This window comes from Citrobacter sp. LST-B2 (assembly GCF_057983045.1).
Genome location: NZ_CP192598.1, coordinates 1631979 through 1652449, shown reverse-complemented (window position 1 = coordinate 1652449; position 20471 = coordinate 1631979). Strand labels below are relative to the sequence as shown.

The following is a 20471-nucleotide window of genomic DNA, read 5'->3' as shown; positions in this document are numbered from 1 at the left end:
TGACATTCCTCCGCAGAACACGTATCCCTGTCATTCATTGCTGCATAAAATGGGATACAAAATGTCATCGTTGCAAATTTCGCAAGGCACGTTTCGTCTTAGCGACACAAAAACGCTTCACCTGGATTCCGTGACGTTAAACGCGGGTGAGAGTTGGGCGTTTGTCGGTTCGAACGGAAGCGGGAAATCAGCACTGGCACGCGCGCTGGCCGGCGAATTGTCGCTGCTCAAAGGTGAACGCCAGTGCGCATTCTCGCGGATAACACGCCTCTCCTTCGAGCAACTGCAGAAACTGGTCAGCGATGAATGGCAGCGTAATAACACCGATATGCTCAGTCCTGGCGAAGAGGATACCGGACGCACCACGGCGGAAATCATTCAGGACGAAGTGAACAACCCGGCCCGCTGCGCGACGCTGGCGCAGCAGTTTGGTATCACTCACCTGCTCGATCGTCGCTTTAAATATCTCTCTACCGGCGAAACGCGTAAGACGTTGCTCTGCCAGGCGCTGATGGCTGAGCCGGACCTGTTGATTCTCGACGAGCCGTTTGACGGTCTCGACGTCGCCTCCCGCCAGCAACTGGCAGGACTGCTTGAAACGCTCCATCAGTCAGGTATCACGCTGGTGCTGGTGTTGAACCGCTTTGATGAAATCCCGGCATTTATTCAGTATGCCGGTGTGCTGGTCGACTGCACCTTAACGGAAACCGGCGCGAAAGCCGATTTACTCCAGCAGGCGCTGATCGCTCAACTTGCGCATAGCGAGCGACTGGAAGGGGTGGCATTACCTGAAGCCGACGAACCCGCCGCCCAGCCTGCTCTGGCCACCGATGCGCCGCGGATCATCCTCCGGGATGGCGTCGTGTCGTATAACGATCGCCCTATTCTCGATCGTCTGAGCTGGCAGGTCGATCCCGGCGAACACTGGCAGATTGTCGGCCCCAACGGGGCAGGAAAATCGACGCTGCTCAGCCTGATCACCGGCGACCATCCGCAGGGTTACAGCAACGATCTGACGCTGTTTGGTCGTCGTCGCGGCAGTGGGGAAACTATCTGGGATATCAAAAAGCACATTGGCTACGTCAGTAGCAGTCTGCATCTCGACTACCGGGTGAGCACCACGGTGCGCAATGTGATTCTGTCGGGCTATTTCGATTCCATCGGGATTTATCAGGCCGTGTCGGATCGTCAACAAAAACTCGCACAGCAGTGGCTGGACATTCTGGGACTCGACAAACGTACCGCTGACGCGCCGTTTCACAGTCTTTCCTGGGGACAACAGCGACTGGCGCTGATCGCCCGTGCGCTGGTTAAGCATCCGACCCTGCTGATCCTCGACGAACCCTTACAGGGGCTGGATCCGCTGAACCGCCTGCTTATCCGTCGCTTTGTCGATGTGTTGATTAGCGAGGGCGACACGCAACTGCTGTTTGTCTCCCATCACGCTGAAGATGCGCCTGCCTGCATTACCCATCGTCTGGAATTTGTGCCAGACGGCGAGACCTATACCTATCAGCAAACGCGGCTGCGTTAGTTTTCATCCGTGGGCGCGAAAGCGCCCTTTTTTTTCGGATAAAAGGCGCAATCATTCTTAAAGTTAATGATTTATAATCGATTAATTGATGACTCAACGTGAGAAATTGTGAGTGTAAACGATTCCACTATTTTATTCCATGTCACACTTTTCGCATCTTTGTTATGCTATGGTAATTCCATACCATAAGCTTAACGGAGCGAATTATGAGAGTTCTGGTCACCGGTGGTAGCGGTTACATAGGAAGTCATACTTGTGTACAATTGCTGAAAAACGGTCATGACGTCATCATCCTTGATAACCTCTGCAACAGTAAGCGTAGCGTACTGCCTGTTATTGAACGTCTGAGCGGCAAACATCCAACGTTTGTTGAAGGCGATATCCGTAACGAAGCGCTGATGACGGAGATCCTGCACGATCACGCCATTGACACCGTCATCCATTTTGCCGGACTGAAGGCCGTCGGCGAATCCGTTGCAAAGCCGCTGGAATACTATGACAACAATGTCAACGGAACGCTGCGACTGATTAGTGCCATGCGCGCCGCCGGCGTCAAAAACTTCATTTTCAGCTCATCCGCCACCGTCTACGGCGACCAGCCGAAAATCCCTTACGTTGAAAGCTTCCCGACCGGCACGCCGCAAAGCCCTTATGGCAAAAGTAAGCTGATGGTTGAGCAAATCCTCACCGATCTGCAAAAAGCCCAGCCGGAATGGAGCATCGCGCTGCTGCGCTATTTCAACCCGGTCGGCGCGCATCCATCAGGGGACATGGGCGAAGACCCGCAGGGCATCCCGAATAACCTGATGCCTTACATCGCCCAGGTTGCAGTGGGCCGTCGCGACTCCCTCGCCATTTTTGGCAACGATTATCCGACCGAAGACGGTACCGGTGTCCGCGATTACATCCACGTGATGGATCTGGCTGATGGTCACGTTGCCGCGATGGAAAAACTGGCGGGCAAACAGGGCGTCCATATTTACAACCTCGGCGCAGGCGTCGGCAGCAGCGTGCTGGACGTGGTCAATGCCTTCAGCAAAGCCTGCGGAAAACCGGTGAATTATCATTTTGCTCCGCGTCGCGATGGTGACCTGCCAGCCTACTGGGCAGATGCCAGCAAAGCCGACCACGAACTGGACTGGCGTGTCACGCGCACGCTTGATGAGATGGCGCAGGACACCTGGCACTGGCAGTCGCGTCATCCGCAGGGATACGAGGATTAAGAAATATCATGAGTCAATTCAACCCCGTCGATCATCCGCATCGTCGTTTTAATCCGCTCACCGGACAGTGGATTCTGGTGTCGCCGCATCGTGCTAAGCGCCCCTGGCAAGGGGCGCAAGAAACGCCCTCTAATGACGTACTGCCAGCACACGATCCGGACTGTTTCCTGTGCGCGGGCAATACCCGCGTCACCGGTGATAAAAATCCGGATTACAGTGGGACGTTTGTGTTCACTAACGACTTTGCCGCGCTGATGACGGATACGCCTGACGCGCCGGACAGTCACGACCCGCTGATACGCTGCCAGAGCGCACGCGGCACCAGTCGCGTTATTTGTTTTTCACCGGATCACAGTAAAACCCTGCCGGAGCTTAGCATTCCTGCCCTGACCGAAATAGTGAAAACCTGGCAAGAGCAAACCGCTGATCTTGGGAAACGTTATCCCTGGGTACAGGTCTTTGAAAACAAAGGCACGGCGATGGGCTGCTCGAATCCCCACCCCCACGGCCAGATTTGGGCCAACAGTTTCCTGCCAAACGAAGCTGAACGCGAAGATCGTCTGCAAAGAACTTATTTTGCTGAGCAGGAGTCGCCGATGCTGGTTGACTATGTGCAGCGTGAACTGGCTGACGGCAGCCGTACGGTAGTAGAAACCGATCACTGGCTGGCTGTCGTCCCTTACTGGGCGGCCTGGCCGTTCGAAACGCTATTACTGCCGAAAGCGCACGTGCTGCGCATTACTGATTTGACCGACGAACAGCGCGCAGATCTTGCGCTGGCGTTGAAAAAACTGACCAGTCGTTACGACAACCTGTTCCAGTGCTCTTTCCCCTATTCAATGGGCTGGCATGGCGCGCCGTTTAACGGCGCAGAGAACGAACACTGGCAGCTACACGCACACTTTTATCCGCCGCTGCTACGCTCCGCGACCGTCCGCAAATTTATGGTCGGTTACGAAATGCTGGCCGAAACCCAGCGCGATCTCACAGCGGAACAAGCGGCAGAGCGTCTGCGCGCGGTCAGCGACATCCATTTTCGCGAATCCGGAGTATAAAAATGAGTCTGAAAGAGAAAACACAATCTCTGTTTGCTGAAAAATTCGGCTACCCTGCAACCCACACTATTCAGGCGCCAGGCCGCGTCAATCTCATCGGCGAACACACCGATTATAACGACGGTTTTGTGTTGCCCTGCGCCATTGATTATCAAACCGTGATCAGTTGCGCTGCCCGCAACGACCGCCAGATCCGTGTCATTGCGGCCGATTACGATAATCAGACTGACGAGTTTTCTCTTGATGCTCCTATCGTCACCCATGACAGCCAGCAGTGGGCAAACTACGTACGCGGCGTGGTGAAGCACCTGCTCAAGCGCGACAGCAGCTTTGGTGGCGTAGACCTGGTGATCAGCGGTAATGTCCCACAGGGCGCGGGGCTGAGCTCTTCCGCTTCGCTGGAAGTGGCCGTCGGTACCGTGTTCCAGCAGCTTTACCATCTGCCACTGGACGGCGCGCAGATTGCGCTCAACGGTCAGGAAGCGGAAAACCAGTTTGTCGGCTGTAACTGTGGGATTATGGATCAGCTCATCTCCGCGCTGGGCAAGAAAGATCATGCCCTGCTGATCGACTGCCGCACGCTGGGCACCAAAGCGGTCTCAATGCCAGAAGGCGTAGCGATCGTCATCATCAACAGCAATTTTAAGCGCACGCTGGTCGGTAGCGAGTACAACACTCGCCGTCAGCAGTGCGAAACAGGCGCGCGTTTCTTCCAGCAACCGGCATTGCGTGATGTCAGTCTCGATACCTTTAACGCCGTGGCGAATGAACTGGACCCACTGGTTGCCAAACGCGTCCGTCACGTGTTAACTGAGAATGCACGTACTGTTGAAGCCGCCAGCGCGCTGGAAAAAGGCGATCTGCAACGCATGGGGCAACTGATGGCGGAATCGCACGCCTCGATGCGTGATGATTTTGAAATCACCGTGCCGCAGATTGATACGCTGGTTGACATTGTCAAAGCCACAATCGGGGAGAAAGGCGGTGTACGCATGACCGGCGGTGGATTTGGCGGTTGTGTTGTGGCGCTGATCCCGGAAGCGCTGGTCCCTGCCGTCCAGCAAGCCGTGGCTGCACAGTACGAAGCTAAAACCGGTATCAAAGAAACATTCTATGTGTGCAAACCATCACAAGGAGCAGGACAGTGCTGAATGAAACACCCGCACTGGCACCCGATGGTCAGCCGTACCGCCTGTTAACCCTGCGCAATGACGCAGGGATGGTGGTTACGCTGATGGACTGGGGTGCTACGTTACTCTCGGCCCGTATTCCCCTTTCCGACGGCAGCGTGCGTGAAGCGTTACTGGGCTGCGCCAGTCCGGAGCATTATCAGGATCAGTCGGCGTTTCTGGGTGCCTCGATTGGCCGTTACGCCAACCGGATTGCCGACAGCCGTTACACGTTTAGCGGTGAGACGGTCAGTCTGCTGCCAAGCCAGGGCGTCAATCAGCTACATGGCGGGCCAAACGGATTTGATAAACGCCGCTGGCAGATAGTCAATCAGAACGAACGTCAGGTACTGTTCGCCCTCACCTCCGACGATGGCGATCAGGGTTTTCCGGGCAATTTGTGCGCCACGGCGCAATATCGTCTGACCGATGACAACCGCATCTCGATTACCTATCGCGCGACGGTGGATAAGCCGTGTCCGGTCAATCTGACTAACCACGTTTACTTCAACCTCGATGGCGATCAAACCGACGTGCGCAACCATAAGCTGCAACTTCTGGCGGATGAATATCTGCCGGTGGATGAAGGCGGGATCCCGCGGGACGGCCTGAAGCCGGTCGCCGGAACCTCATTTGATTTCCGCATCGCGAAGGTGATCGCCAGCGAATTTCTTGCCGATGACGACCAGCGCAAAGTGAAAGGCTACGATCACGCCTTCCTGTTGCAGGCAAAAGGCGACAGTAAAAAACCGGTTGCCCTGCTCACTTCGCAAGACGGGAAGTTACAGATGGAGGTCTACACCTCGGCCCCGGCGCTACAGTTTTACTCCGGTAATTTTCTCGGTGGCACCTCTTCACGCGGACCGAACGCCTACGATGATTATCAGGGCCTGGCGCTGGAGAGCGAATTCCTGCCAGACAGCCCGAACCATCCGGAATGGCCGCAGCCAGACTGCGTTCTGCGCCCCGGAGAGGAGTACGCCAGCCTGACGGAATATCGTTTTATTCCTTCCTGATGGTGCGGCACAGCCAGTGTAAAATGCCCGATAGCGCCTGCGTATCGGGCTTAAGATATCGCATCTTGCTCAAATCCCCATCACTCAAAGACAAAATCGCAACTTAGAGTTCACAAGAACCTTACACTGCTGCACTATTTTCGCTATGGTTATGCGTAAGCATTGCCGCTGCCCCGTCACGGCAATATAATGAGAATTATTATCATTCGATAAAGCTTGAGGAGTGAGAGTATGGCTGTAACTAAGCTGGTTCTGGTACGCCACGGCGAAAGCCAGTGGAACAATGAAAACCGCTTCACCGGTTGGTATGACGTTGACCTGTCCGAGAAAGGCGTGGGTGAAGCGAAAGCAGCAGGCAAACTGCTGAAGGCTGAAGGCTATAGCTTCGATTTTGCTTATACCTCTGTGCTGAAACGTGCCATCCATACGCTGTGGAACGTCCTGGATGAACTGGATCAGGCCTGGCTGCCGGTTGAGAAATCCTGGAAACTGAACGAACGTCACTACGGTGCGTTGCAAGGTCTGAACAAAGCAGAAACCGCTGAGAAATACGGTGACGAACAGGTTAAACAGTGGCGTCGTGGCTTCGCGGTGACCCCGCCGGAGCTGACCAAAGATGACGAGCGCTATCCGGGCCACGATCCGCGCTATGCCAAACTGACGGAAAAAGAATTGCCGCTGACCGAGAGCCTGGCGCTGACCATCGATCGCGTGATCCCTTACTGGAATGAAACCATTCTGCCGCGCATGAAGAGCGGCGAGCGCGTGATCATCGCTGCGCACGGCAACTCTCTGCGCGCGCTGGTGAAATACCTCGACAACCTGAGCGAAGACGAAATCCTCGAACTGAACATCCCGACCGGCGTGCCGCTGGTGTATGAGTTCGACGAAAACTACCAGCCAATCAAACGTTACTATCTGGGTAATGCCGACGAGATCGCGGCGAAAGCGGCTGCCGTCGCCAACCAGGGTAAAGCGAAGTAATTTACCTTACGACGTAAAAAAGCCGACTCAATGAGTCGGCTTTCTATTCGCAAGACTTAACCGCGACGCGCTTTTACCGCATCCGCAAGTTGGCGCAGGATGGTGTCGGTATCTTCCCAGTTAATGCAGGCATCAGTAATGCTTTTGCCGTACACCAGCGGCTCACCGCTGTCCGGGTTCTGATTGCCTTCTACCAGATGACTTTCAATCATCACGCCCATAATCGCAGTCTCACCGTTAGCAATCTGCTGGCAGACATCAGCCCCAACTTCCATCTGCTTTTTAAACTGCTTACAGGAGTTGGCATGGCTGAAATCAATCATGATTTGCGCAGGCAGACCCGCTTTCGCCAGACCCTCTTTCACCGCCGCGACATGTGCAGCGCTGTAGTTCGGCTCTTTGCCGCCGCGCAGAATGATATGGCAATCGCCGTTACCGCTGGTATTCACAATGGCAGAATGACCCCATTTGGTGACAGACAGGAAGCAGTGCGGTGCACCAGCGGCGTTGATGGCGTCAATCGCCACTTTAATGGTGCCATCAGTACCGTTCTTGAAGCCGACCGGACAAGAAAGACCCGACGCCAGCTCACGGTGAACCTGAGATTCGGTAGTACGCGCGCCAATCGCGCCCCAGCTCATCATGTCCGCCAGGTATTGCGGGGTGATCATATCGAGGAATTCACCTGCCGTCGGCAGGCCGCTGTCGTTAATATCCAGCAGCAGCTTACGCGCAATGCGCAAACCGTCATTGATCTGGAAGCTGTTATCCATGTGCGGATCGTTAATCAGCCCTTTCCAGCCAACGGTCGTACGCGGTTTTTCAAAGTAGACACGCATGACGATTTCCAGCTCGCCTTTCAGCGCTTCGCGCAGCGCCAGCAGACGACCTGCGTACTCTTTCGCCGCCACAGGATCATGAATAGAGCACGGCCCAATCACCACCAGCAGGCGATCGTCATTCCCCTTCAAAATTTTGTGAATGGCTTTACGCGCATGGGCAACCGTGTTGGCGGCATTTTCTGTAGCGGGGAATTTTTCCAGCAGTGCGACAGGGGGTAATAACTCGTTGATCTCTTTAATACGTAAATCGTCGTTCTGATAATTCATGATTATTCCAGCGTTGCCATACTTATCTAAATGAATGCAATCCCTCCAATCTATATCCTCAGCCAAAAAGTGTAAACGGGCTTTTACACTTCGGACGGAATAATCCTGGAATTCAGCTAAAAAACGCCACAAAGTAGCGAAAAACGAGATCTAACCTACAATTTTTAACTGTAACCACTCTGTTTATGAATCTTTTCAAGATTCTCTGCTGAGCCTTTGCGCTCGTTTGAGATCGTTAACCATTGCCTGACCCTTGACTGGCATATGCACTGTTGGAAGACGTTATCCGACATCTCAACCATAACAGGAGCATCTGATGAAAATGACAAAATTAGCTTCACTTTTCCTGACCGCTACGCTCAGCCTTGCCAGCGGCGCAGCGCTGGCAGCCGAAACCAGCGCCCAGACCAATAATGGCCAGGCGAACGCCGCCGCCGACGCAGGCCAGGTCGCTCCGGATGCAAAAGAAAACGTGGCGCCAAATAATGTCGATAACGACAACATCAACTCAGGTGGCACAATGCTGCATCCGAATGGTTCATCGATGAACCATGAGGGGATGACCAAAGATGAGGTGCACAAAAACACCATGTGTAAGGACGGGCGCTGCCCGGATGTGAATAAAAAAGTGGAAACCGGAAATGGCATTAACAACGACGTTGATACTAAAACCGATGGCACCACTCAGTAACACTGATCAGTAACACTGAAATGGCTAATAACGGGAGAGCTCAGGCTCTCCTTTTTTAATTTATTAATCCAGAAACGGTATGATGTCATACAGTTAAGAAAAGAATACCCAAGGGATGACATTATGGCGCACTCACACTCACATTCGGCCCCTCATCTGCCCGAGGATGGCAACGCCCGCCGTCTGATGCTCGCGTTTTGCATCACGGCAGGCTTTATGTTGCTGGAGGTAGTGGGCGGGATTTTATCCGGTTCACTGGCGTTGCTCGCCGACGCAGGGCATATGCTGACCGATGCCGCCGCACTGTTGTTTGCGCTATTGGCCGTTCAGTTCGCCCGCCGACCGCCGACTATCCGCCACACCTTTGGCTGGCTGAGACTGACGACGCTGGCCGCTTTCGTCAATGCGATTGCGTTAGTCGTGATTACGATTTTAATCGTCTGGGAGGCGATTGAGCGCTTCTACACGCCGCGTCCGGTGGCGGGCGGCATGATGATGGTCATCGCCATCGCCGGATTGCTGGCAAACATCCTTGCCTTCTGGATCCTCCACCGCGGCAGCGAAGAGAAAAACCTGAACGTACGCGCCGCGGCGTTGCATGTGATGGGGGATTTATTGGGTTCTGTGGGGGCCATCATCGCGGCGGTGATTATTATCTGGACCGGCTGGACGCCTGCCGACCCTATTCTGTCAATACTGGTTTCACTGCTGGTCCTGCGCAGTGCGTGGCGCTTATTGAAAGATAGCGTGAATGAGTTGCTGGAAGGTGCCCCGGTTTCGCTGGATATCGCTGCGCTGCAGCGCCACCTCAGCAGGGAGCTTCCTGAAGTGCGAAACGTCCATCACGTACACGTGTGGATGGTGGGGGAAAAACCGGTCATGACCCTGCATGTACAGGTGATCCCACCGCACGATCATGACGGGCTGCTGGCGCGCATCCAGCATTTTCTGATTCATCATTACCAGATTGCACACGCCACCATTCAGATGGAATATCAGCCCTGTCACGGGCCGGACTGCGATCTCAATCAGAAAGTGTCCGGCCATTCACATCATCACCACTAATGGGACAGCGCGTGTGAGCCTCGTTCGCGCGCGCTGTTAATCCACATCCGGCTACCGTTAAGCGCAATGAAGGTCAGGATCAGGTACTCCAGCGACATCGCATAGACCCCCTGCAGGGCAAAGATCACCACGCTAATCACATTGATCACCACCCAGAGCAGCCAGTTCTCAACGTATTTGCGGGTCATCAGGATCATCGCCACGATCGACAAAACCATCATGCAGGAATCCCAGAACGGGAAGGCATCTGGCTGTAAATCCGGTACGGCAACCTGCAGGCCAAGTATCTGCATGATCGATACCGCAATACGGGTCAGAAAAGCAAAGACTGGGTCGATATAGACTGTCATCAAACCGATCGCCACCACACAAACCGCCAGCCAGCCCAGCGCCTTCGGCAGAGGCAGCCAGCGAATCTTGAGCTCCGCCTCATTCTGCGTGGTCTGCCGCGACCACGCATACCAGCCGTAAATGTTGGCGGCGAAAAAGAAAAGCTGCAACAGCAGGCTGGCGTAGAGCTGGATCTGGAAAAAGATGATCGCAAACAGCGTGACGTTAATCAGGCCAAAAACGTAGTTGCTGATCTTCTCCATACTGGCGAGACCAATACACAACAACCCCGCGATAGTGCCTATCGCTTCGATCCACGACAGATCGTACCCCCCAGCACCAATGGGTATATGTACCAGAATGTTCTGCGTGCTAAAAAAGTCCATCTTTTCCCCCGGAGCGTGTGATTATCTACGCACGTAGTGTAGCCGCAAATTCCAGCATACGGTTTAACGGCACTAATGCGCCTTCTCGCAGCGCTTCGTCAACCTGAATCTCATGGGACTGCCCACCCTGCTCCAGCCCCTCAGCGATGGCTTTAAGGCCGTTCATCGCCATCCATGGACAGTGCGCGCAGCTGCGGCAGGTGGCGCCTTCTCCGGCTGTGGGCGCTTCCAGCAACTCTTTGTCCGGTACCGCCTGCTGCATTTTGTAGAAAATACCCCGATCGGTAGCAACAATAAGTTGCTGATGTGGCAGCGTTTTAGCTGCATTAATGAGCTGGCTGGTGGAACCGACAGCATCAGCCATATCCACTATCGCCTGCGGTGATTCCGGGTGAACCAGGATCGCGGCGTCCGGGTATAAACCTTTCATGCGACTCAGCGCCTGCGTTTTGAACTCGTCATGGACAATGCACGCCCCTTGCCAGCAAAGGACATCCGCCCCTGTCTTCTTTTGAACATATTTTCCGAGATGGCGATCCGGTGCCCAGATGATTTTTTCACCCAAACTATCCAGATGCTCAATCAGTTCAACCGCGATACTGGACGTCACCACCCAGTCGGCGCGAGCCTTAACCGCCGCGGAGGTATTGGCATAAACCACGACGGTGCGATCCGGATGGGCATCGCAGAACGCGCTGAATGCGTCGATCGGACAGCCAAGATCCAGCGAGCATTCCGCCTCGAGGGTCGGCATTAAAATTGTTTTTTCCGGGCTGAGAATTTTAGCCGTCTCCCCCATAAAGCGAACGCCTGCAACGAGCAGCGTCGAGGCGGGATGATTGGCGCCAAAGCGGGCCATCTCCAGTGAGTCAGAAATACAGCCGCCGGTCTCTTCGGCCAGTTGCTGGATTTCGGGGTCGGTGTAATAGTGCGCAACCATCACCGCATCACGCTCTTTCAGCAGACGCTTGATTTTTTCGCGGTAGAACGCTTTTTCATCGGCACTCAGCGGTACCGGCTTCGGGGGAAACGGATAGATTGCGGTTTCAGGATCAAACATCACGCTCATCATGCTTTCTCGTTTTGCTAGCTTAACGAATTAACCGACTTAAGGCGTGATGCATGCCATGATCGGTCATATTTGTTTTATATGCTAAACAAGATAGCGGATTGAGCGGCAAAAGTCACAACAATTGCGCTTGATAACGCCGGATGGCGACTGACGTCTTATCCGGACAGGAAGGGCGTAGCCATTGACCCGATCAATCATTGTCGGCCTGGTAAACGAAGCGTCATCAGGCGCTACACAGGTTCGAATCGTTACATTCTGCGCATAGCAAAAAGGCGCCTTTAGGGCGCCTTTTTACACTGGTGGGTCGTGCAGGATGACTCGGCTTCGCCTCGCCCTTCGGGCCGTTGCTAAAGCAACGTTATCCTTCACGTTTAACATCTGATGTTGATGTTAAATTGGTGGGTCGTGCAGGATTCGAACCTGCGACCAATTGATTAAAAGTCAACTGCTCTACCAACTGAGCTAACGACCCCTTACGGGACTTTCTTAATTAATCATTCAGGATGGTGGGTCGTGCAGGATGACTCGGCTTCGCCTCGCCCTTCGGGCCGTTGCTAAAGCAACGTTATCCTTCACGTTCTCTACCAGTAACCACCTTAATATTGGTGGGTCGTGCAGGATTCGAACCTGCGACCAATTGATTAAAAGTCAACTGCTCTACCAACTGAGCTAACGACCCATTCGGGTGTTACCTGAAAGATTTTTTACTCGTCACCAATTTAATATTCAATGTTAAATTGGTGGGTCGTGCAGGATGACTCGGCTTCGCCTCGCCCTTCGGGCCGTTGCTGAAGCAACGTTATCCTTCACGTTTAACATCTGAGTTTGATGTTAAATTGGTGGGTCGTGCAGGATTCGAACCTGCGACCAATTGATTAAAAGTCAACTGCTCTACCAACTGAGCTAACGACCCGAGTGGTGGGTGATGACGGGATCGAACCGCCGACCCCCTCCTTGTAAGGGAGGTGCTCTCCCAGCTGAGCTAATCACCCGATACTACGCTGGATATTACTGACTACCTTTGTTCGTGGCGGGTCGTGCAGGATGACTCGGCTTCGCCTCGTCCTATGGGCCGTTGCTTTCGCAACGTTATCCTTCACGTTCTACTATCGCGTCCACCAGAACGATTGGTGGGTCGTGCAGGATTCGAACCTGCGACCAATTGATTAAAAGTCAACTGCTCTACCAACTGAGCTAACGACCCACTTTTGCGCTGCTTTTGGTTTGTTTGATATCCCTTGGCAACGGCGGCATATATTACTGATTTAAGATTTGAGCGCAACAAAAATTTCGATGTAGATCACTCAACTGCTTAGGAATCGCACGACACGACCAGAAATAATTCGATTTCTGGTCGCATGCTGTGCATTACATCGCGCCAAGACGTTTCTGCGCTTGTTTTGCGCCTTCGGTGCCTGGGTATTTGCTGATAACCTGTTGATAAACCGCTTTTGCTTTCGCAGTGTCACCTTTGTCCTGCATGATCACACCGACTTTATACATCGCGTCAGCAGCCTTTGGTGACTTCGGGTAGTTTTTCACCACCGAAGCAAAATAAAACGCGGCATCATCTTTTTTACCCTTGTTGTAATTCAACTGACCGAGCCAGTAGTTGGCGTTCGGCTGATAAGTCGAATCAGGGTACTTTTTGATGAAGTTCTGGAATGCCACAATTGCATCATCCTGGCGGGATTTATCCTGCACCAGGGCAATTGCCGCATTGTAATCGGTATTCGCATCACCGCTTTGTACTGGCGCACCCGACGTCGCAGCACCTGCGTCAGGCGCAGACGTCGCTGCCCCCGCAGTTGATCCGCTCTGATCGCCGCTTGTCGACTGCGCGGAAGCGCCACCGCTGCTCAGACTGTCCATCTGTAACAGGATCTGCTTCTGACGCTCAACTACCTGATTCAGTTGATACTGACTTTCCTGAATTTGACCACGCAGGGAGTCTATATCGGCCTGATTATCAGAGAGTTGCTGCTGGAGTTGGGTTAAAAGCTGGCTGTGAGCGTTAGAAATACGCTCGAGTTGAGTGACACGGTCTTCGACCGAGCCTGAGCCGACACTACTGATTGGCGCCTGAGCAAAAGCGGCCCAGGGGGCCGCTATGCCAACCAGTAACGACAGACTCAACAGATGATGTCTGAAGTTACTGCTCATGCAATTCTCTTAGTAAACCAGTACGGCACGACGGTTTTTGGAGTAAGCCGCTTCGTCGTGACCCAGTACTGCAGGTTTTTCTTTACCGTAAGAAACGATGGAGATCTGGTCAGCAGAAACGCCTTTACCCTGCAGGTACATCTTAACAGCGTTCGCACGACGTTCACCCAGGGAGATGTTGTACTCAGGAGTACCACGTTCGTCCGCGTGGCCTTCTACGGTGACTTTGTAAGACGGGTTGCTACGCAGGAAGTTAGCGTGCGCATCCAGCATTGCAGCGAAGTCAGAACGGATATCGTACTTGTCCAGATCGAAGTAAACGATGTTGTTCTGCTGCAGCTGTTGCATCTGCAGACGAGCCTGCTCTTCAGAGGACATGTTGCCGCTGCCGTTTGCATCCATACCAGTGCCGGCACCCAGCATGCCTTCGCTGCCGTCATTGCTGGCGTTCTTGTTAGAAGAACATGCCGCAATAGCCATAACAGGCAGAGCGATCATCAGCCCTTTCAGCACTTTGTTCAGTTGCATTTCAATGATTCCTTTATTAATCAATTATTTATTATCACAGATACGGCGACCAGGCAGGGAATTTAACCTGTCCATCAGTTGCCGGAAGACGCGCTTTGAAACGCCCATCTGTAGAAACCAAATTCAGCACGGATCCCATCCCCTGAGAAGAGCTGTAGATTACCATAGTGCCGTTAGGTGCCAGACTTGGCGTTTCGTCCAGGAACGTTGACGACAGAACTTGTACGCCACCCGCTACCAGATCTTGTTTGGCAATGTGCTGCTGACCATTGGCCGAGCTTACCATTACCATAAATTTGCCGTCGCTGCTGACATCAGCATCCTGGTTTTGTGAACCTTCCCAGGTAATACGCTGCGGAGCACCGCCGTTAACGTTAACTTTATACACTTGCGGACGACCCGCCTGATCCGATGTAAAGGCCAGGTTCTGGCTGTCCGGGAACCAGGTCGGCTCCGTATTGTTGCTGCGGCCATCGGTCACCTGACGGATCTGGCCAGAACCAATATCCATCACATACAGGTTCAGGCTCCCGGTTTTTGACAGGGCAAACGCCAGTTTGCTGCCATCCGGAGAGAACGCAGGCGCACCGTTGTGACGCGGGAATGACGCAACCTGACGGACCGCGCCGTTAGACAACGTCTGAATAACCAGCGCAGAACGACCGCTTTCGAAGGTGACATACGCCAGTTTAGAACCGTCCGGAGACCAGGCCGGAGACATCAACGGCTGCGGTGAACGATGAACCACAAACTGGTTGTAGCCATCGTAGTCAGACACGCGCAGTTCATACGGGAACTGACCGCCGTTAGTCTGAACAACATACGCGATACGGGTACGGAATGCGCCTTTAATACCGGTCAGTTTCTCAAACACTTCGTCACTGGCAGTATGGCCGGCATAACGCAGCCACTGCTTGTTCACTTTGTAAGAGTTCTGAGCCAGTACAGTACCCGGCGCACCGCCGGTGTCAACCAGCTGGTAAGCAACATTGTAGGAACCGTCCGGATTCGGAGTCACCTGACCGACCACGACCGCGTCAATCCCCAGCGCAGACCATGCAGCAGGTTGAACGTCCTGCGCAGTCCCCGGCTGTTGTGGCAAACGAGACCGATCTAACGGATTAAATTTACCGCTGTTGCGCAGGTCAGCGCCAACAATGCCACCGATATCTTCAGGTGCAGCACCCGGCCCAGCCCACTGGAATGGCACAACCCCAATCGGGCGCGCCGAGTCCACCCCCTGGGTTATCTCAATACGTACTTCTGCGTGCAGCACCGCTGCCCACAGCATCAGAAAACCAAATGCTACTCGTAATGCCTGCTTCATCATATCTCCCTTATCCAGGCGATCAGCCCACGATAATTTAGCAGAATGTTAACAAACTCAAATACACAAAACTACCAGAACCCAGCGACTACCGCAGATTGTTTTCCCCGTCATAACGGGGAAAGTTTAGCTTACGGTTTAAAGTCCAGAGGTGCGTTTTTAAACACTTCATATACCGCCTGGCTCGGTGGTTTTGGAATCTTCGCTTGTCGGGCTGCAGCAAGCGCTGCCTGACAAAGCGCGGGATCGCCACCTTCAGACTGAATGTCGAGCAGCATACCGTCAGAAGCCAGTTTTATCCGAAGCGTACAGGTTTTACCTGCATAAGACGATGCGTCGTAGAACTTGCTTTCAATGGCAGATTTAATCTGCCCGGCATAGTTGCTGATATCCGCGCCTGATGCGCCATTATTTTTAGTATTACCACTCCCCGCAGGAGAAGCGTTGTTCCCTTTTGCCCCACCGCCGGTTTTCGGCGCATTCTTACCGGAGCTAAGATCGCCAAGCAGATCGTCAACGCCAGATGCTGCAGCCGCTTTTTCAGCAGCGGCCTTTTTGGCCGCAGCGGCTTTCTCGGCTGCTGCTTTCTTATCGGCAGCGGCTTTCTCAGCTGCAGCTTTTTTATCAGCGGCGGCCTTTTCTGCGGCGGCTTTTTTCTCAGCAGCGGCTTTCTCGGCGGCGGCGGCGGCTTTGGCTGCAGCCGCTTTTTCCGCGGCGGCTTGCTTAGCGGCTTCGGCCTCGGCTTTCTTCTTCGCATCGGCAGCCGCTTTAGCCGCTTCTGCTTCTGCTTTCTTCTTCGCGTCAGCAGCGGCTTTTGCCGCCTCTGCTTCGGCTTTCTTCTGTGCATCCGCCGCGGCTTTTTTCGCGGCTTCTGCGGCTTCTTTCACCTGCGCATCAGCTTTCGCTTTGGCATCCGCCGCGGCTTTCTTCGCCGCTTCTTCAGCCTGTTTCTGCTGTTCCTGCGCTTTCTTCGCGTCGGCTTCAGCCTGCTTCTGCTGTTCCTGAGCCGCTAAACGTTCTTTCTCGATCTGCTTAAGCCGTTCCTGTTCGGCAGCCTGCTTCTCACGAAGCTCTTCCGCCTGCTGCTGCTCCAGTTTTTCACGTTGCTCTTTGGCACGCTGCGCACTTGACTGTTGCTGCTGCTGACGTTCGTACTGCTGAACCACGGCGCCAGGATCAACCATCACGGCATCGATGGAAGAACCACCGCCGCCGCCGGCTGAAGCCTCAATATGCTCATCGAACGAACTCCAGATCAGGACTGCAAATAGGATGACATGCAGCACCGCTGAAATAATTATCGCCCGTTTGAGCTTGTCGTTTTGTTCGGTTGCCTTTGACACTCTCGGTTCCCAAAAACTGTTAGCCTGTTACACGTTCTCTTTAAAACCAGAGACGCAAATGATCAGATAGGCTGCGTCATTAAGCCAACCGACTTCACACCTGCACTGTGCAACAAGTTCAGCGCTTTAATTATTTCATCGTAAGGCACATCTTTCGCGCCCCCGATCAAGAAGACCGTTTTCGGATTGGACTCCAGGCGACTTTTCGCCTCGGCGATCACCTGTTCCGGCGGCAGTTGATCCATACGATCTTTCTCAACCACCACGCTGTACTGCCCTACTCCGGAAACCTCAATAATGACCGGCGGATTATCGTTACTGCTAACGGCCTGCGACTCGGTCGCATCCGGCAGATCGACTTCCACGCTCTGCGTAATGATCGGCGCTGTCGCCATAAAGATCAGCAGCAGCACCAACAGCACGTCGAGCAACGGTACGATGTTGATTTCGGACTTCAGGTCGCGACGACCTCGTCCACGCGATCTGGCCATGGCTTACCCCTTGTTGCTTTCGCTAACGGTAAACGCCTGACGGTGCAGAATCGCGGTGAACTCTTCCATAAAGTTGTCGTAATTCAGTTCCAGCTTGTTAACACGCTGATTCAGACGGTTGTAGGCCATGACCGCCGGGATTGCCGCAAACAGACCAATTGCCGTAGCAATCAATGCTTCCGCGATACCCGGAGCAACCATCTGCAACGTCGCCTGTTTTACCGCCCCGAGCGCAATAAACGCATGCATGATCCCCCACACGGTACCGAACAGACCGATATACGGGCTGATGGAACCCACGGTGCCGAGGAACGGAATATGCGTTTCCAGCGTTTCAAGTTCACGGTTCATCGAGATCCGCATCGCACGAGATGCCCCTTCCACCACTGCTTCCGGCGCATGGCTGTTTGCCCGATGCAATCGTGCAAACTCTTTGAACCCGCTATAAAAGATTTGTTCCGAACCCGCCAGATTATCACGGCGTCCCTGACTCTCCTGATACAGGCGAGACAGTTCAATTCCGGACCAGAATTTGTCTTCGAACGCTTCGGCTTCACGCGCGGCGGCGTTAAGAATACGGGTCCGCTGGATAATGATGGCCCAGGATGCGATTGAAAAACCAATCAAAATCAACATGATAAGTTTAACCAGAAGGCTTGCCTTCAGGAACAAATCAAGGATATTCATGTCAGTCACTGCTTAAACTCCGCGACAATAGACTTGGGAAGCGCACGAGGCTTCATTTTGAGTGGATCAACGCAAACAATCAGAACCTCAGCCTCATTGAGCACGGTGTTCTCTGCGTTGACAATGCGTTGCGTGAAAACCAAAGAGGTGCCACGCATTGACGTAATTTCTGTTTGGATTTCGAGCATATCGTCGAGTCGCGCAGGCGCGTAGTATTCCAGCGTCATTTTACGCACCACGAAGGCAACTCGCTCAGCCAACAGCACCTGCTGACTGAAGTGATGATGGCGCAGCATCTCTGTGCGTGCTCGTTCATAAAAAGCGACGTAACTGGCGTGATAAACCACACCACCGGCGTCGGTGTCTTCATAGTAAACACGTACCGGCCATCGAAATATATACTTATTCATTCCTGCTGCCTTTTTGTTGGCTTCGTCCACTCACACCGTCACTTACGCCTGTAAGCTCCTGGTGATTCGCGTACTTACCGCCGCGATGCTTCAAGAATGCTGTTGTATATAGCGTTGTATTCACTTTACATCCCGGTAATGCAATTAGGTTGTTGACTGCCATTGTTTACGGATGGCAGGACACAGCCTCACGTTAGTGCTTTTAAACGTTGCTACTATACGCGCGCGATTGAGGCTTGGGAATGGGGGGAAGTTAAGGGAGAGTAAAAATATATGGGCTTATGCAAGCCCATAGATCATTCAGGATGTTTCTTATTCAAAAGAAGAAGAATATCAGACCGACAATAAGCACGATATCGGCGAGTAGCGGAGAGAAAATCCCCTGCCAGTGCACGGCGCGAGGACGAAAGCCCACGCCATGAATGATGCCCGCACAGACCGCCCACATCAGCAGCAGACCGTGCCAGATTTCCAGCCCGCTGGTTTTAGCCGCGAAGCGGGAGGGATCCCAAAACATACATCCTGCTAACACTAGCGCCATCACCAAAGAAAGCGCCCGTAACGGGCGCTTGTCCATCGCGTTATATTGCATCGCGATCAGGGTGGTCATCAGTGTTCTTCTTGACCGTCTTTGCTTGCCTCGACGTGCTCAAGGGCCAGCGCAGTGATGATCCCAAATGCACAGGCAAGAAGCGTTCCCAGAATCCAGGCGAAATACCACATAGTTTGCTCCTTACTTAGTACAGAGAGTGGGTATTGTTTTCAATATGCTCTTTGGTGATGCGACCGAACATTTTCCAGTAACACCAGCTGGTGTAGATGAGAATGATCGGAACAAACACCACAGCAACCCAGGTCATCAGATTCAGCGTCAACTGACTGGACGTCGCATCCCACATGGTCAGGCTCGCGTTCATCATGGTGCTTGAAGGCATCACGAACGGGAACATGGCGATACCGGCAGTCAGGATGATGCAGGCCAGCGTCAGAGAAGAGAACAGGAATGCCCATGCCCCTTTCTCCATGCGGGACGTCAGAATCGTCAGCAACGGCAGCGCCACACCCAGTGCCGGAACCAGCCACAGGATCGGTGCATTGTTGAAGTTGACCATCCAGGCCCCCGCTTCACGCGCCACTTCTTTGGTCAGCGGGTTAGACGCTGCATGATGATCAATCGCAGAGGTCACCACGTAGCCATCAATACCGTACATCACCCAGACACCCGCCAGTGCGAAGCAGACCAGAGTGACCAGCGCCGCAATCTGCGATGTCGCACGTGCACGCAGGTGCAGTTCACCCACGGTACGCATTTGCAGATAGGTTGCGCCCTGAGTAATGATCATCCCTACGCTCACCACGCCCGCCAGCAGACCAAACGGATTCAGCAACTGGAAGAAATTACCGGTGTAGAACAGACGCAGATACTCATCGATATGGAACGGTACGCCCTGCAACAGGTTGCCGAATGCCACGCCGATCACCAGCGGCGGCACGAAGCTCCCCACGAAGATGCCCCAGTCCCACATGTTGCGCCAGCGGGTGTCTTCAATCTTAGAGCGGTAATCAAAACCGACCGGACGGAAGAACAAGGATGCCAGCACGAGGATCATCGCCACATAGAAACCGGAAAACGCCGCGGCGTAGACCATCGGCCAGGCAGCAAACAACGCGCCGCCCGCGGTGATCAGCCACACCTGGTTACCGTCCCAGTGCGGGGCGATGGAGTTAATCATAATTCGACGCTCGGTGTCGTTACGACCGAGGAAACGGGTGAGCATGCCCACCCCCATGTCGAAGCCATCGGTGACCGCAAAACCAATCAGCAGAATGCCAACCAGCAGCCACCAGATAAAACGTAGTACTTCATAATCGATCATTTGACGACTCC

General features: G+C 53.6%; 21 protein-coding genes and 5 tRNA genes. 8 read left to right on the top strand and 18 right to left on the bottom strand.

What is annotated here, in order from left to right:
- Nucleotides 1–61 precede the first annotated feature (61 nt).
- From modF to gpmA, 6 genes are all read left to right on the top strand, one after another.
- Nucleotides 62–1534 (top strand): molybdate ABC transporter ATP-binding protein ModF, encoded by a 1473-nt coding sequence (modF, locus tag ACQ0PY_RS07745; RefSeq protein ID WP_090048667.1) that lies wholly within the window; start codon nt 62–64, stop codon nt 1532–1534.
- 206 nt (nt 1535–1740) lie between these two features.
- Complete coding sequence (galE, locus tag ACQ0PY_RS07740) at nt 1741–2757, top strand: UDP-glucose 4-epimerase GalE (protein WP_044256513.1); 1017 nt, start codon at nt 1741–1743, stop codon at nt 2755–2757.
- Between the two features lie 8 nt (nt 2758–2765).
- Nucleotides 2766–3812 (top strand): galactose-1-phosphate uridylyltransferase, encoded by a 1047-nt coding sequence (gene galT / locus ACQ0PY_RS07735; RefSeq protein ID WP_044256515.1) that lies wholly within the window; start codon nt 2766–2768, stop codon nt 3810–3812.
- A gap of 2 nt (nt 3813–3814) precedes the next feature.
- Nucleotides 3815–4963: a galactokinase gene (gene galK, locus ACQ0PY_RS07730; protein ID WP_109740023.1), complete on the top strand. Its 1149-nt coding sequence runs from the start codon at nt 3815–3817 to the stop codon at nt 4961–4963.
- Nucleotides 4957–5997 carry a galactose-1-epimerase gene (galM, locus tag ACQ0PY_RS07725; RefSeq protein WP_109740022.1) on the top strand — a complete coding sequence of 347 codons (1041 nt, stop codon included), beginning with the start codon at nt 4957–4959 and terminating at the stop codon, nt 5995–5997. Before galK ends, galM begins: the two co-directional genes overlap by 7 nt.
- Nucleotides 5998–6228: 231 nt before the next feature.
- Nucleotides 6229–6981, top strand: coding sequence for a 2,3-diphosphoglycerate-dependent phosphoglycerate mutase (gene gpmA, locus ACQ0PY_RS07720; protein WP_043001332.1), 753 nt, complete (start codon nt 6229–6231; stop codon nt 6979–6981).
- 56 nt (nt 6982–7037) lie between these two features.
- Here the strand turns inward: gpmA and aroG are convergent, their stop codons facing one another.
- Nucleotides 7038–8090, bottom strand: a complete 1053-nt coding sequence (gene aroG / locus ACQ0PY_RS07715; protein ID WP_043001333.1) for a 3-deoxy-7-phosphoheptulonate synthase AroG — start codon at nt 8088–8090, stop codon at nt 7038–7040.
- 316 nt (nt 8091–8406) lie between these two features.
- On the opposite strand from aroG, the gene ACQ0PY_RS07710 reads away from it, so the two are divergent.
- Nucleotides 8407–8781 carry a YbgS-like family protein gene (locus ACQ0PY_RS07710; RefSeq protein ID WP_043001334.1) on the top strand — a complete coding sequence of 125 codons (375 nt, stop codon included), beginning with the start codon at nt 8407–8409 and terminating at the stop codon, nt 8779–8781.
- Nucleotides 8782–8904: 123 nt separating this feature from the next.
- Nucleotides 8905–9846: a CDF family zinc transporter ZitB gene (gene zitB, locus ACQ0PY_RS07705; protein WP_061070364.1), complete on the top strand. Its 942-nt coding sequence runs from the start codon at nt 8905–8907 to the stop codon at nt 9844–9846.
- Here zitB and pnuC read toward each other — a convergent pair.
- From pnuC to cydB, 17 genes are all read right to left on the bottom strand, one after another.
- A complete protein-coding gene (gene pnuC / locus ACQ0PY_RS07700; protein WP_044256522.1) occupies nt 9843–10562 on the bottom strand; it encodes a nicotinamide riboside transporter PnuC in 720 nt (239 codons plus the stop codon). The genes zitB and pnuC overlap by 4 nt on opposite strands.
- A 25-nt stretch (nt 10563–10587) precedes the next feature.
- Complete coding sequence (nadA, locus tag ACQ0PY_RS07695; RefSeq protein ID WP_043001337.1) at nt 10588–11631, bottom strand: quinolinate synthase NadA; 1044 nt, start codon at nt 11629–11631, stop codon at nt 10588–10590.
- Nucleotides 11632–12030: 399 nt separating this feature from the next.
- Nucleotides 12031–12106: transfer RNA gene (locus tag ACQ0PY_RS07690), tRNA-Lys, on the bottom strand.
- Nucleotides 12107–12237: 131 nt separating this feature from the next.
- Nucleotides 12238–12313, bottom strand: a tRNA-Lys gene (locus ACQ0PY_RS07685).
- A 158-nt stretch (nt 12314–12471) separates the two neighbouring features.
- Nucleotides 12472–12547, bottom strand: a tRNA-Lys gene (locus ACQ0PY_RS07680).
- Nucleotides 12548–12550: 3 nt separating this feature from the next.
- Nucleotides 12551–12626: transfer RNA gene (locus ACQ0PY_RS07675), tRNA-Val, on the bottom strand.
- 136 nt (nt 12627–12762) lie between these two features.
- Nucleotides 12763–12838: transfer RNA gene (locus tag ACQ0PY_RS07670), tRNA-Lys, on the bottom strand.
- A gap of 164 nt (nt 12839–13002) precedes the next feature.
- Nucleotides 13003–13797 (bottom strand): cell division protein CpoB, encoded by a 795-nt coding sequence (gene cpoB, locus ACQ0PY_RS07665; RefSeq protein WP_043001338.1) that lies wholly within the window; start codon nt 13795–13797, stop codon nt 13003–13005.
- 9 nt (nt 13798–13806) lie between these two features.
- Nucleotides 13807–14325, bottom strand: coding sequence for a peptidoglycan-associated lipoprotein Pal (gene pal / locus ACQ0PY_RS07660; protein WP_006685431.1), 519 nt, complete (start codon nt 14323–14325; stop codon nt 13807–13809).
- A 34-nt stretch (nt 14326–14359) separates the two neighbouring features.
- Nucleotides 14360–15652, bottom strand: a complete 1293-nt coding sequence (gene tolB / locus ACQ0PY_RS07655; RefSeq protein ID WP_043001339.1) for a Tol-Pal system beta propeller repeat protein TolB — start codon at nt 15650–15652, stop codon at nt 14360–14362.
- A gap of 131 nt (nt 15653–15783) precedes the next feature.
- On the bottom strand, nt 15784–16995 hold the full coding sequence (gene tolA / locus ACQ0PY_RS07650) for a cell envelope integrity protein TolA (RefSeq protein WP_109740021.1): 1212 nt from the start codon (nt 16993–16995) through the stop codon (nt 15784–15786).
- Between the two features lie 62 nt (nt 16996–17057).
- On the bottom strand, nt 17058–17486 hold the full coding sequence (gene tolR, locus ACQ0PY_RS07645; protein WP_042320591.1) for a colicin uptake protein TolR: 429 nt from the start codon (nt 17484–17486) through the stop codon (nt 17058–17060).
- Nucleotides 17487–17489: 3 nt separating this feature from the next.
- Entirely contained in the window at nt 17490–18182 is a 693-nt protein-coding gene (tolQ, locus tag ACQ0PY_RS07640; RefSeq protein ID WP_080343208.1) for a Tol-Pal system protein TolQ, read from the bottom strand.
- Nucleotides 18179–18583, bottom strand: a complete 405-nt coding sequence (gene ybgC, locus ACQ0PY_RS07635) for a tol-pal system-associated acyl-CoA thioesterase (protein ID WP_043001341.1) — start codon at nt 18581–18583, stop codon at nt 18179–18181. The genes tolQ and ybgC overlap by 4 nt, the downstream gene beginning before the upstream one ends.
- 316 nt (nt 18584–18899) lie before the next feature.
- Entirely contained in the window at nt 18900–19193 is a 294-nt protein-coding gene (ybgE, locus tag ACQ0PY_RS07630) for a cyd operon protein YbgE (RefSeq protein WP_044266309.1), read from the bottom strand.
- A complete protein-coding gene (cydX, locus tag ACQ0PY_RS07625; RefSeq protein WP_042320599.1) occupies nt 19193–19306 on the bottom strand; it encodes a cytochrome bd-I oxidase subunit CydX in 114 nt (37 codons plus the stop codon). Before cydX ends, ybgE begins: the two co-directional genes overlap by 1 nt.
- A gap of 14 nt (nt 19307–19320) precedes the next feature.
- Nucleotides 19321–20460, bottom strand: a complete 1140-nt coding sequence (gene cydB / locus ACQ0PY_RS07620; RefSeq protein ID WP_043001342.1) for a cytochrome d ubiquinol oxidase subunit II — start codon at nt 20458–20460, stop codon at nt 19321–19323.
- Nucleotides 20461–20471 lie beyond the last annotated feature (11 nt).